This window comes from Staphylococcus taiwanensis (assembly GCA_020544305.1).
Lineage (GTDB): Bacteria > Bacillota > Bacilli > Staphylococcales > Staphylococcaceae > Staphylococcus > Staphylococcus taiwanensis.
In genome coordinates, this window is sequence record CP058667.1 from 1272602 (window position 1) to 1286621 (window position 14020).

General features: G+C 32.7%; 11 protein-coding genes and 1 pseudogene. 11 read left to right on the plus strand and 1 reads right to left on the minus strand.

The window, feature by feature from the left end; all coding sequences use genetic code 11:
* The first annotated feature begins 23 nt into the window (after window positions 1-23).
* A pseudogene (locus HYI43_06010) lies at window positions 24-1036 on the plus strand (IS110 family transposase).
* Between the two features lie 333 nt (window positions 1037-1369).
* Here HYI43_06010 and HYI43_06015 read toward each other — a convergent pair.
* Entirely contained in the window at window positions 1370-2374 is a 1005-nt protein-coding gene (locus HYI43_06015; GenBank protein UDI78113.1) for an LLM class flavin-dependent oxidoreductase, read from the minus strand.
* Between the two features lie 252 nt (window positions 2375-2626).
* Between HYI43_06015 and HYI43_06020 the strand changes: the two genes are divergently transcribed.
* The 10 genes from HYI43_06020 (at window position 2627) to HYI43_06065 (ending at window position 14012) form a co-directional block, all read left to right on the plus strand.
* Window positions 2627-3766 carry a cysteine desulfurase gene (locus HYI43_06020; protein ID UDI78114.1) on the plus strand — a complete coding sequence of 380 codons (1140 nt, stop codon included), beginning with the start codon at window positions 2627-2629 and terminating at the stop codon, window positions 3764-3766.
* A 2-nt stretch (window positions 3767-3768) separates the two neighbouring features.
* Window positions 3769-4881 (plus strand): tRNA 2-thiouridine(34) synthase MnmA, encoded by a 1113-nt coding sequence (mnmA, locus tag HYI43_06025; protein ID UDI78115.1) that lies wholly within the window; start codon window positions 3769-3771, stop codon window positions 4879-4881.
* 116 nt (window positions 4882-4997) lie between these two features.
* The gene (locus tag HYI43_06030) at window positions 4998-5690 is read left to right on the plus strand and encodes a tetratricopeptide repeat protein (GenBank protein UDI79275.1); all 693 of its coding nucleotides are present in this window, start codon (window positions 4998-5000) and stop codon (window positions 5688-5690) included.
* Window position 5691: 1 nt separating this feature from the next.
* Window positions 5692-8142, plus strand: coding sequence for an ATP-dependent RecD-like DNA helicase (locus tag HYI43_06035; protein ID UDI78116.1), 2451 nt, complete (start codon window positions 5692-5694; stop codon window positions 8140-8142).
* Between the two features lie 289 nt (window positions 8143-8431).
* Window positions 8432-11062: an alanine--tRNA ligase gene (gene alaS, locus HYI43_06040; GenBank protein ID UDI78117.1), complete on the plus strand. Its 2631-nt coding sequence runs from the start codon at window positions 8432-8434 to the stop codon at window positions 11060-11062.
* Window positions 11063-11128: 66 nt separating this feature from the next.
* Window positions 11129-11389 carry an IreB family regulatory phosphoprotein gene (locus HYI43_06045; protein ID UDI78118.1) on the plus strand — a complete coding sequence of 87 codons (261 nt, stop codon included), beginning with the start codon at window positions 11129-11131 and terminating at the stop codon, window positions 11387-11389.
* A gap of 3 nt (window positions 11390-11392) precedes the next feature.
* The gene (ruvX, locus tag HYI43_06050; protein ID UDI78119.1) at window positions 11393-11821 is read left to right on the plus strand and encodes a Holliday junction resolvase RuvX; all 429 of its coding nucleotides are present in this window, start codon (window positions 11393-11395) and stop codon (window positions 11819-11821) included.
* A 13-nt stretch (window positions 11822-11834) separates the two neighbouring features.
* On the plus strand, window positions 11835-12161 hold the full coding sequence (locus HYI43_06055) for a DUF1292 domain-containing protein (protein ID UDI78120.1): 327 nt from the start codon (window positions 11835-11837) through the stop codon (window positions 12159-12161).
* A gap of 289 nt (window positions 12162-12450) precedes the next feature.
* The gene (locus HYI43_06060) at window positions 12451-13086 is read left to right on the plus strand and encodes an O-methyltransferase (GenBank protein UDI78121.1); all 636 of its coding nucleotides are present in this window, start codon (window positions 12451-12453) and stop codon (window positions 13084-13086) included.
* Window positions 13087-13088: 2 nt separating this feature from the next.
* Window positions 13089-14012, plus strand: coding sequence for a U32 family peptidase (locus tag HYI43_06065; GenBank protein ID UDI78122.1), 924 nt, complete (start codon window positions 13089-13091; stop codon window positions 14010-14012).
* The last annotated feature ends 8 nt before the right edge of the window (window positions 14013-14020 follow it).

A 14020-nucleotide genomic window follows, 5' to 3' on the forward strand; every position in this document is an offset into this window, starting at 1 on the left:
CTACCGGTGTGTATTCAAGAGGTATAGTTCAATTTTGTCAGGTTAACCATGTGAATTATATTGAAATGAACCCATTAGAAGCGAAATTTAAAACAAATTCTCTAAGGTCATGGAAAACGGATCACTCTGATGCTCATAAATTAGCACAACTAGGACTCACTTTAAAATCCACTAATAGTTTAAATACTAAAGATGAAATTTACTTTGAATTACGTGAACGTACTCGATTTCATCTTGAAATCGAAAAAAATCAAAATCGGTTAAAAATACAGATTATCGAAATACTTCATCAAACTTTTCCAGGTTTAGAAAAATTATTTAAAAGTCGCTATTCAATGATTGCTCTCAATATCGCAAAAATTTATTCACATCCTAGTTTTGTTCAACAACAAGATAAAGATACTTTAATCTCAAATATTTTTAATTCTACAGAGAAAGGGTTATCTACTCGAAAAGCAGGAAACTATGCTAAAAAATTATTTAAAATAGCGCATGAAAGCTATCCAAGTGTTAAAGCTTCTTCCTTTTTAGTGAAAAAGTTCAATTATTGATTCAACAATTAAAAGATTCTATAGAACAGTTGTTCCAATTAGATAAGGAAATGATTGAACTGGCACAAGAATTGGAATGTTATAAAATTATACAATCTATTCCTGGTATTGGAGAATTAACAGCAGCTATGTTAATCGGAGAATTAGGAGATATTACTCACTTTAAGACAAACAAACAATTAAATGCTTATGTAGGTATTGATATCAAACGATATCAATCCGGTAGCACTCATTATAGAGATACAATTAATAAGCGGGGAAATAAAAAAGCTAGACAATTATTATTTTGGATAGTGATGAATATTATACGGGGCCAGCGTAACTATGATAATCATATCGTCGATTATTACTACAAACTAAGAAAGCAGCCTAATGAGAAATCTCATAAGACTGCCGTCATCGCTTGTATAAATCGACTATTAAAAACGATTCATTATCTGATAATGAATCAGAAATTGTACGATTATCAAATGTCCCCACATTAGCCAAACGTACAATCAAATATAGTTTAACACCTTATTCAAAAAATTAAAATTGAACGGTTTAGTTAAGTAATGCTTATTTTATTTTTAAATACTTGACTAATCGTAGGAGAGGGAGTGGGACAGAATTCTTTTTAAATTCGTCGTCCCACTCCCAACTTGCTTTGCTTGTAGAATTTCTTAGTGAAATTCTCTTTGTAGGGGCCCCGCCCGCAAGGATGACTAGAACTGGAAAAAGCTTGATTTAAGCGCATTTTCAGTTCAGTCAGCTACTGCGAATTTGCAAAATAGCATCATCATATTATTTATGTCCCAGGCTCTCTGGTCGTTTTTAAATTACTTATTTAAAGATTCTACTACATTTTTTAAACGTTCAAATGATTCAAATTGTTTGTCTTGATCATAAATATAACTAATACCCATTAGTTCATCTATTTCTCCATATTCTTCGATAAATGATTCTAATTTTTGTTTAACAGTAGCTTCAGATCCTATTAATGAATCTTCAAATCTTTGTTTTGACATTTCATATTCTCTAGGCGTTAACAAACCTTGCAAATCATTTGTAGGTGGTTGAACTGGTTGCATTCTTCCTCGTGCAATTCCTATAAATACTTGTGCCAGAGTACTTGCTAAATATTCTGCTTCTTCATCTGTTTCAGCAACAATCGCATTTAAACACACAATCATATATGGTTTATCTAAGACATCTGATGGTTCAAACAATTCTTTATATATTTGTATAGCTTCCTTCATTTGTTGTGGCGCAAAATGACCCGCAAAGACATAAGGTAAACCTTTACGTGCAGCTAAATGGGCTGAATCAGTTGACGAACCTAAGATATATAAGGGTACATTTTTGCCTACAGCTGGATATGCACGTACATACGCTTGTTTATTACCCGGTCCAAAGTATGTTTGTAATTGTTCTACTTCTTCAGGGAATTCATAGACACCGTTATGTTGATCGCGTCTTAACGCACTCGCTGTCATCATATCTGTACCAGGCGCTCTTCCTAAACCCAAATTAACTCTATTAGGGAAAAGGGTTTCCATAGTTCCAAATTGTTCAGCAACAACTAAAGGTGCATGGTTTGGTAACATAATGCCACCTGAACCAACTTTAATATTTTTAGTATGTTCTAGCGTATGTTGGATTAATAAAGCGGTAGCAGAACTTACTAAGTTTGGTGCGTTGTGGTGCTCAGCAATCCAATATCTTTCATAGTCAAGACGATCTAATTTTCGACCAAGTGCTACCATATCCTCTATTGCATCTTTATCAGTTTGACCTTCTTTAATAGGTACTAAATTTAATGCAGATAATTTAATATTAGACATCTATAAAGTCTCCTTTGTATTTTACTATTGACTAGTTTAACAAGTATATTTAAATACAGTTATTAAATTGCTCATGTTAAATATGTGTTCTTATTTTCAATATAGATTTCTCAAAAATATATTAAATTAATGCATTTAAGAATGTTAAAATAGAGATAATTGAACATGTATTTACAAACAACTATCTAGAAAAATTACCTGCCAGGTGCTATTATAGGAACATTGATAATATTGTGAGGAGTGTACTAAATAATGGAAGTATATGCTGACTATGCAGCTACTACCCCGGTTAAATCTGAAGTCGTTGATGCCATGATGACCATCTATCAATCGCATTATGGGAATCCATCATCTATTCATACTATTGGACGAGATGCTCGTCGCTATTTAGATGAATCACGTAGAAAAGTGGCTAATTTGTTAGGCGCTAAAACGAGCGAAGTTATATTTACAAGTGGTGCAACTGAATCTAATAATACTGCGATTAAAGGATTAGTCTATGCCAATGAGCATTTAGGTAATCATATTATTACAACTAAGATTGAGCATCATTCTGTCTTACATGTATTTGAACAACTAGAAAAAGAAGGCTACGATGTCACTTACCTAGATGTTGATGATACAGGTAAGGTCGATTTAGACCAACTTAAAGAAGCTTTAACTGACGATACGATACTCGTGTCTATTATGTTCGTTAATAATGAAGTTGGCACAGTTGAGCCAATTTATGATATTGAAGATTTGGTAGCTGAATCAAATGCATTACTTCATGTTGACGCAGTGCAAGCAATTAGCCACTTTGATATAAAATTTGAGGATTTTAAAATTGATACTATGAGTATTACTGCGCATAAATTTGGAGGTCCTAAAGGCGTAGGTGTGTTATTAGTTAAAGAACATACACCTATTGAATATGCACAGTTGGGTGGCGAACAAGAGACTAAAAGACGTGCTGGAACTGAAAACTTAGCACAAATTGTTGGTTTAACAAAAGCACTTGAACTTGCTGACGAAAATCGTGATAGCAATAATGTACATCTAATGCAACTAAAAGAACTATTTTTAGTTAGTTTACAAGAGCGCGCGATACCATTTGAAGTTAATGGTTCTATGGTTGAAACAACAGGTCATATTTTAAACCTATACTTTCCATTTATCGATGTTGAAACAATGTTGACGTTGTTAGATTTATCAAATATATATGTATCTTCAGGTTCTGCATGTACAGCCGGTTCAACGACGCCATCACATGTTTTAGCGGCGATGTATGAAGATGAAGAACGTGCTAAACATTCAATTCGTTTTAGTTTTAATGAACAAACAACTGAATATGAGATTAAATATATTGTAGCTGAAATTCACAAAATATATCATAAATTTAAGGAGGAATAATATTGTCTAATAAAGATATACGCGTAGTTGTTGGTATGTCTGGTGGCGTCGATAGCTCAGTTACTGCACATGTGTTAAAAGAACAGGGCTATGACGTAATTGGCATTTTCATGAAAAATTGGGACGATACTGATGAAAATGGCGTTTGTACTGCGACAGAAGATTATAATGATGTCATCGCAGTATGTAATCAAATTGGTATTCCGTACTACGCTGTTAATTTTGAACAAGAGTATTGGGATAAAGTATTTACCTATTTCTTGGATGAATATAAAAAAGGTCGTACGCCTAATCCGGATGTAATGTGTAATAAAGAAATTAAATTCAAAGCATTTTTAGAACATGCACTAAAACTTGGTGCAGATTATGTGGCAACAGGTCACTATGCCCGAATTCGTAGACATGAAGACGGTCATGTTGAAATGCTTAGAGGTGTGGATAATAACAAAGATCAAACTTATTTCTTAAATCAATTATCACAAGACCAACTATCTAAAGTAATGTTTCCAATCGGCGATATAGAGAAAAAAGAAGTTAGAAAAATTGCTGAAGAACAAGATTTAGCGACAGCTAAAAAGAAAGATTCTACAGGTATTTGTTTTATTGGCGAACGAAACTTTAAAACATTTCTATCTCAATATTTACCAGCACAATCTGGAGAAATGCGTACACTAGATGGTAAAAAAATGGGAACGCATGGAGGTTTGATGTATTACACTATTGGCCAACGTCATGGCCTTGGAATAGGTGGCGATGGGGATCCATGGTTCGTTGTAGGTAAAAATTTAAAAGACAATGTTTTATATGTAGAACAAGGTTTTAATCATAATGCGCTTTATAGCGATTACCTTATTGCATCAGACGTATCTTTTGTAAATCCTGTTGACTTAGAAACAGGATTTGAATGTACTGCTAAATTTAGATATAGACAAAAAGACACTAAAGTTTTCGTCAAAAAAGAAAATGAACATTCAATTAGAGTTACGTTTGATGAACCTGTGCGTGCGATTACGCCAGGACAAGCTGTCGTTTTTTATGACGGCGACGTTTGTTTAGGTGGCGCTACTATTGATGATGTATTTAAAAATTCTGGTCAATTAAGTTATGTTGTTTAAATCTAATAGTAAATAGGGTGGAACGTTGAAATCAATTTAGTAACATTTGATTTCTGTTCCACTTATTTATTTTTTACTTTGATTTAACCAAAATGAAGTACATTAACCATTTTAAAATGAAAAGAGTTGATAATGTGGTAACAAGTCAAGAAACTATCTATCAATGGATTCAAGATGGAAAACTTGAAGATGCATTAAAAGCATTATTTCAAAATATAGAAGATGAACCTAAAACAGTGGAAAATTATATTAATGCGGGTATTGTTTTAGCAGATGTAGGTGAAGTCGAAAAAGCACAACGGTTTTTCCAAAAAGCAATTACATTAGATGACAAGAATGGTGCCGTTTACTATAATTTAGCTAACTTATATTATGATCAAGGGAAGTACCAAGACGCCATAAAACTATACCAATTAGCTTCAAAAAATAATATGGATAAAGTTGATACTAATTATATGATTGGAATGTCATTTAATCAGCTTGATGCACATAAAGAAGCACTGCCATTCTTTATGACAGCTGCTGAACAAGACAACGCTAAAGATGCGGAGGTACAATTTCAATATGGTCTAGTACTATGCCATTTAGAAATGTTTGAACAAGCTATAGATCAATTGAAAATTGTATTAGCAATTGATTCTAGACACGTTGATGCATTATACAATTTGGGATTAGCTTCATATATGCTCACAGAAGATATTGACTTGCCAATAGCCTATTTTGAACAAGCCATTCATATTGATCCAGAGCATTTATTAAGTCAACATGCTAAAAGTACTTTTGAGGCTTTAAAAAACGAGGAGGAGTAATATGTCAGACCCTACATTATTTGATTATTCAATGATAAAAGGTACAGTTGATGCTATCTTATTTCAAAATAATGATAATTTTTATACTGTGCTCAAAGTCGATACGATAGAAACCAATGAGTCTTTTGGTAATTTGCCAACAGTCGTAGGTTTCTTTCCTAATATTGTAGAGGGTGACGTATATACTTTTAAGGGTCAAGTTGTAGAACATCCTAGATATGGTAAACAATTAAAGGCTGACACATTCGAGAAAGAGATTCCTCAAACAAAAGATGCGATTGTAAGTTACTTATCTAGTGATTTATTTAAGGGTATCGGGAAAAAGACTGCTCAAAATATAGTAAATACACTCGGTGAAAATGCTATTAATGATATTTTAAATGACGCTACAGTACTTGAAAATGTTCCAAGTCTTCCAAAAAAGAAGCAAAAGCAAATTGCTGAACAAATACAGGCTAATCAAGAGTCAGAAAAAATTATGATCCGCTTACACGATTTAGGCTTTGGTCCTAAATTATCAATGGCAATATACCAGTTTTATCAATCTGAAACACTTCAAGTCCTTGAGAAAAATCCATACCAACTTGTATATGATGTAAAGGGTATTGGTTTTCAAAAGGCAGATACACTAGCTAGAAATAATGGTATTGCGTTCAATGATCAAGAAAGATTGAAAGCTGGATTACTATTTACTTTGGAAGAAGAATGTATTAAACAGGGTCATACTTATTTAGCATATGACTATGTTATTGAAGTTACTCAAGAAATGCTAAGTGACAAACGTCAAGGGGAAACAATAGAGCATCGACAATTAGAAGAAGTTTTACAAAATTTATCTGAAGAAAGCAAATTAATTTTTGATAACCAACGTGTCGCCATTCCTAGTTTATATTATTCTGAGTTGAAAAGTGTTCAGAATTTGTACCGTATTAAAACATACAAAAATAAACTGAAAGAAATAGAACAGTCTGATTTACAGTTACATATTGGCGAAATTGAGGATAACAATAATGTGAATTACGCACCTTCACAAAAAGAAGCATTACAAACTGCTATAAATTCTAAAGTAATGCTTTTAACCGGTGGACCAGGCACAGGGAAAACAACAGTAATAAAAGGGATTGTAGAGCTATACGCTGAAATTCATGGATTATCTTTAAATTATGCAGATTACCAAGATGATGATTATCCCGTTGTTTTAGCAGCGCCGACTGGCCGTGCGTCCAAACGACTGCAAGAATCAACCGGACTAGAGGCGATGACTATTCATCGTTTAATAGGGTGGAATCAAGATACACAGCCCGAAGATATATTGGACAATGAAATAAAAGCTAAATTAATTATTATTGATGAAATGTCTATGGTAGATACTTGGTTATTTCACCAATTCTTAAGTGCAGTTCCTTTAGATGCACAAATTGTGTTTGTTGGAGACGAAGACCAATTACCTTCAGTTGGTCCAGGTCAAGTTTTTAAAGATTTAATAGATTCTAAAGCTATTCCACGTGTTAATTTAACCGAAGTATATCGTCAACAAGATGGTTCCAGTATTATAGACTTGGCACATCGTATGAAGCACGGAGAATCTATTGACATATCACAACGTTTTCATGATAGAAGCTTTATCAATTGCGGTGTAGAACAAATTCCTTCAGTTGTTGAGAAAGTAGTCGCAAGTGCAGTCAACAAAGGTTATGATATGAGCGATATTCAAGTGTTAGCACCAATGTATAAAGGTAGTGCTGGCATAAAGAGATTAAATCAAGTATTACAAGATATTTTAAATCCTAAGGAAGATGATACACGAGAAATAGAGTTCGGTGATATCAAATTTCGTAAAGGAGACAAGGTATTACAATTAGTCAATCGGCCTAACGATAATATATTTAATGGCGATATAGGCATTATTGTTGGAATCTTTTGGGCGAAAGAAAATGCTCTAAATAAAGATGTACTGGTAGTTGATTTTGAGGGAAATGAAATCACCTTTACAAGACAGGATTTACTTGAATTAACACATGCCTATTGTACATCGATTCATAAATCACAGGGTTCTGAATTTCCGATAGTCATAATGCCAATTGTAAAGCAATATTTTAGAATGTTACAAAAACCTATTTTATATACAGGACTTACTCGTGCAAAACAATCTCTTGTTCTACTAGGCGATCCTAAAGCATTTGATATGGGTTTAAATACACAAGGACAAGCACGTCACACACAACTTTGTGAATTAATTCTAGCGTATTTTAAAATTGACGCTACTCATGAGCAAGTGATAAAAGATGAAGATGACATATTCAACGTAAATAAAGATAATATTGATACGAGAGACCATTCCATTGAAAAAGAAGATCAAAATCATATCGTCTTAAGTGAAGCTACGATTTACCAAATTAATCCTATGATAAATATGGGCGAAACTTCTCCTTATGATTTTGTTGAGCGTTGACATTTGGTCGAAAAATACTTAAAATAAATTTAAATTCACATGAAGATGAGTAGGCAATTTTAAACTATTTTTAGAGATGTACTGGTTGGTGAGAAGTACAAAGTAAATTGTTGAACGCTACTTCGTGTCATTTTCATAATGTAATGAAGTGATAAGAATGGTTGATTTTCGATTGTTTTCAACATTCTTTTAACTAGGGTGGTACCGCGAGAACGTTCGTCCCTTTCGAGGATGAACGTTCTTTTTTTCTATAATTTTATAAAATTAAGATGGTATAGGAGTGAAAGAAATGAAAAATTTAAAAGCTAGTGAAATTCGTCAAAAATATATTGATTTCTTCGTTGAAAAAGGACATATGGTTGAACCTTCAGCGCCGTTAGTACCGATTGATGATGATTCATTATTATGGATTAATTCTGGTGTCGCAACATTAAAAAAATACTTTGATGGTCGTGAAACACCTAGAAAACCAAGAATTGTCAATTCTCAAAAAGCAATCAGAACGAACGATATCGAAAATGTCGGATTTACTGCAAGACATCATACATTTTTTGAAATGTTAGGAAATTTCTCTATTGGTGATTATTTCAAAAAAGAAGCAATTCATTTTGCATGGGAATTTCTAACAAGTGAAAAATGGATGGGAATGGAACCAGAAAGATTATATGTCACTATTCATCCGGAAGATACAGAAGCTTATCGTATTTGGAATGAAGAGATAGGTTTAGAAGAAAGTAGAATTATTCGAATTGAAGGCAATTTCTGGGATATTGGTGAAGGTCCTTCTGGTCCTAATACAGAAATCTTCTATGATCGTGGGGACGAATATGGTCAAGATGATCCAGCTGAAGAAATGTATCCAGGTGGAGAAAATGAAAGATATTTAGAAGTATGGAACTTAGTATTTAGTGAATTTAATCATAATAAAGACAATACTTATACACCACTTCCTAATAAAAATATTGATACTGGTATGGGTCTTGAACGTATGGCTTCAGTTTCTCAAAATGTTCGTACGAACTATGAAACTGATTTGTTTATGCCGATTATCAATGAAGTTGAAGCAGTATCAGGTAAAAAATATCTAGAGAATGATACACAAGATATAGCGTTTAAAGTTATTGCTGACCATATTAGAACAATTGCTTTCGCTATCGCTGATGGCGCTTTACCTGCCAATGAAGGTCGAGGATATGTTTTACGCCGTCTTCTTCGTCGTGCCGTGCGATTTAGTCAAACTTTAGACATTAATGAACCATTTATGTATAAGTTAGTGGATATTGTTGCAGAAATCATGGAACCATATTATCCAAATGTTAAGGAAAAAGCTGACTTCATTAAACGTGTTATTAAATCAGAAGAAGAACGTTTCCATGAAACACTTCAAGAAGGATTAAGAATTTTAAACGACTTAATTTCTAAAGCTAAATCTTCTACAAAAGAAATTAATGGATCTGATGCATTTAAATTATATGACACTTATGGTTTCCCAATTGAATTAACTGAAGAATTAGCTAGTCAAGAAGGTATTTCTGTAGATATGGCTACATTTGAAAAAGAAATGGAACAACAACGTACACGAGCTCGAGAAGCACGTCAAAGTTCTCAATCAATGCAAATCCAAAGTGAAGTATTAAAAAACATCACTACACAAAGTAAATTTGTTGGTTATGAAACAACTGATTATCAAACAACATTAACGGATTTGATTTTTAATGGAGAAGCTGTTGAGAGTGCTGAAGCAGGCGAAACAATCTATTTTATTCTTAAAGAAACACCGTTCTATGCTGTTAGTGGTGGACAAGTTGCTGATAAAGGTACAGTCGGAAATGAGCAATTTGAAATTGAAGTTCAAGAAGTAACAAAAGCACCGAATGGTCAAAATCTGCATCAAGGCGTCATTCAATTTGGTCAAGTTACAGTTAATAGTGAAGTGGATGCAAGTGTAAATAGAGACGAAAGAAAAGATATTCAAAAAAATCACAGTGCCACTCACTTACTTCATGCAGCATTAAAAGAAGTCTTAGGTGAACACGTTAACCAAGCCGGCTCATTAGTAGAAAGTGAACGTTTACGTTTTGACTTCTCTCATTTTGGTCCGATGACACAAGAAGAAATTGATAGAGTAGAACGACGTGTGAATGAAGAAATTTGGCGAGGTATTACAGTTCATATTCAAGAAATGCCAATTGATGAAGCTAAAAAAATGGGTGCCATGGCTTTATTCGGTGAAAAATATGGTGATGTCGTACGTGTAGTAAATATGGCGCCATTCTCAATAGAGCTTTGTGGTGGTATTCATGTAGACAACACTGCAGAAATTGGACTTTTCAAAATAGTAAGCGAATCAGGAACTGGTGCAGGTGTTAGACGTATTGAAGCGTTAACCGGAAAAGCTGCATTTTTATATTTAGAAGAAATACAAAATAAATTTAATTCTATTAAAAATCAAGTTAAAGTTAAATCAGACAACCAAGTGCTAGACAAAGTCGTTCAATTACAAGATGAAGAGAAAAATCTTCATAAACAACTTGAGCAACGTAATAAAGAAATTACAACATTGAAAATGGGTAATATAGATGAACAAATTGAAACAATAAATGGTTTCAACGTTTTAGCAACTGAAGTAGAAGTATCTAATCCAAAAGAAATCAGACAAACGATGGATGATTTTAAATCAAAACAACAAGATGCTATTATTATCTTAGCTAGTAATGTTGGAGGTAAAGTTTCACTTATAGCTACAGTGCCAAAAGAACAAACGAATCAAATTAAAGCCGGAGATATCATTAAGAACATGGCTCCAATCGTTGGGGGTAAAGGTGGCGGTCGACCTGATATGGCTCAAGGTGGCGGTACTCAACCTGAAAATATCTCAGAATCATTACGCTTTATTAAAGATTACATTAAAAAACTATAACTTTATATCTAACTAGTGTAAAATTAGTATGTGTAAGATAATTCGTTATAGAGGAGTGTCGCATCTATGGATAATATTGATAAAACAATGAAGTTTGATTATGATGAACTTCCAAAAAAGAACGTTGAAGCAGTATTAACGAACGTACATCGAACATTAGAAGAGCGAGGTTATAATGCTGTTAATCAAATAGTGGGTTATTTATTATCAGGTGACCCAGCCTATATTCCACGTCAAAATGATGCTCGAAATCAAATCCGTCATATTGATCGCGACGTCATCATGGAAGAACTCGTTTCAAATTATTTAAAAGAGACTAAACAATAGGTTATGCTAACACACAAGATTTTAGGCTTAGATGTAGGGAGCAAAACGGTTGGTATAGCTATTAGTGACTTGATGGGTTGGACAGCCCAAGGATTAGACACTCTCAGAATTAATGAGGAACAAGAGGAATTTGGCATTGATAAGCTTGTATCTATTATTAAAGAAAATAATGTTGGTACAGTAGTGATAGGGTTACCTAAAAATATGAACAATTCTATTGGATTTCGTGGCGAAGCCTCGTTAAAATATAAAGCGTTACTTCAAGAAAGCTTACCCCAGATAGAAATTATAATGTGGGATGAACGTTTGAGCACAATGGCTGCTGAACGCTCATTACTTGAAGCTGACGTTTCAAGAGAAAAAAGAAAAAAAGTAATTGATAAAATGGCAGCAGTATTTATATTGCAAGGCTATTTAGATTCTATCCAATAAAGGAGATTAAATAATGACTGAACATAATCATAACCACGAGCATATTAATGATGTTGATTTAAATATAAGTAACGAGGAAGAATTATTAACATTATTTGATGAAGAAGGAAATGAAGTTTTATATCGTAAGATGTTAGAATTCTATCATCCAGAATTCAAAAAAGAATATGTTATTTTAGCCGAAGAAGGCGCACAATCAGATGACGACGATATGATTGAACTAATTCCTATGATCAATGAACCAGATGAATCTGGCGATGGTGGTAAATTAGTTCCAATCGAAACAGATGAAGAATGGGATATGGTTGAAGAAGTAGTCAATACTAACATGGAAGAATAATTACACTTCAAATTAAGAAGTTGAGACAAATTTAAATTGTCTCAACTTTTTTTATTTATAACTTGACAAATTAATGCTTTTTAATCTTTTCATCTTAAATTTAACTTGAAAATATGGTAAAATACTTAAAGTTAAATTCTTATAGACACATAAAAATCATAATTAATAAAATCAGTCGCAATTAATATAAGATAAAATTTCAAAAGTTATTTCGATTTAAATGTGTGAGTAATTACAAGACTGGTTTATTTTTTAATGTCATTTTTGTATTTTAGAAGGAAGTAAATTAATGGAAACAAATCAAAAGTATTTATTAGAAATACATAAAAAAACAGATAATGAAATTGAAGTCCTAAGGGATTATGCAGTCGAAAATGCCGTGCCAATCGTTGATAGACTATCTCTAGAAATGATTAAACAATTAATTAGAATTCATAATGCTAAAAATATTTTAGAAATAGGTACAGCGATAGGATATAGTTCAATGCAATTTGCTTCAATTTCAAATGACATTCAAATTACGACTATTGAACGAGATGAAGAAATGATTCTTCAAGCTAAAAACAATTATAAAAACTATGGGTATGAGGATCAAATTCGTCTAATCGAAGGAGATGCTCTAGAACAAATAGATAAAGTAAATAATGTAGAATATGATATTATCTTTATTGATGCAGCTAAAGCACAATCAAAAAAGTTTTTTGAATACTTTACACCTTTACTACGAAAAGGTGGTTTAGTTATTACTGATAATGTCTTATATCATGGTTTTGTATCCAATATTGATATTGTACGTTCAAGAAATGTAAAACAAATGGTTAAAAAAGTGCAAAAATTCAATACATGGCTTATGGAACAAGACAATTATCAAACAAATTTTATAAATATGGATGATGGATTAGCTATATCTATTAAAGGAGAATGAATATGACAGAATTACTCGTTACTCCTAAATCATTAGCTCATTTAGAAACATTGATAGATATCGGCGCAGATGCGTTTGTTATTGGTGAAGAAAAATTTGGGTTACGATTACCAGGGGAGTTTAATCGCGAAGATATACAAAAAGCAGTTAACTTAGCTCATGACAATAATAAAAAAATTTATGTTGCTGTAAATGGAATTTTCCATAATTATCATTTAAATGCTTTAGAAGATTATATTAATTACTTACATCAAATTAAAGTTGATCGTATTATATTTGGTGATCCAGCTGTCGTAATGTATGTTAAACATCATGAAGACCCAATCCCACTTAATTGGGATGCTGAAACGATAGTTACTAACTATTTCCAATGTAATTATTGGGGAAAACGTGGCGCTAATAGAGCTGTACTGGCACGAGAATTAAATTTAGATGAAATTATAAATATTAAAGAAAATGCCCATGTCGAAATTGAAGTTCAAGTTCATGGAATGACATGCATGTTTCAATCAAAGCGCATGTTGCTAGGTAACTACTATACTTTCCAAGATAGACAAATGAAAATCAAACGTAATGGAGATCAAAAAGAATTATTATTATATGATGAAGAACGTGATAATAAGTATCCTGTTTTCGAGGACTTTAATGGTACACATATTATGTCACCAAACGATATTTGTCTCATTGAAGAATTAGAACCTTTATTTGAAGCCGGTATTGATTCATTTAAAATAGATGGAATTTTACAAAGCGAAGAATATATTAATGTAGTTACTGCGCAATATCGAGAAGCCATTGATTTATATAATGAAGATCCTGAGACATATGAAGATGAAAAATTTATGTTGGTCGACCCAATTGAAGATATTCAGCCTGAACATCGTCCATTCGATGAAGGCTTTTTATACAAACAAACGGTTTACTAAGAAAGGGG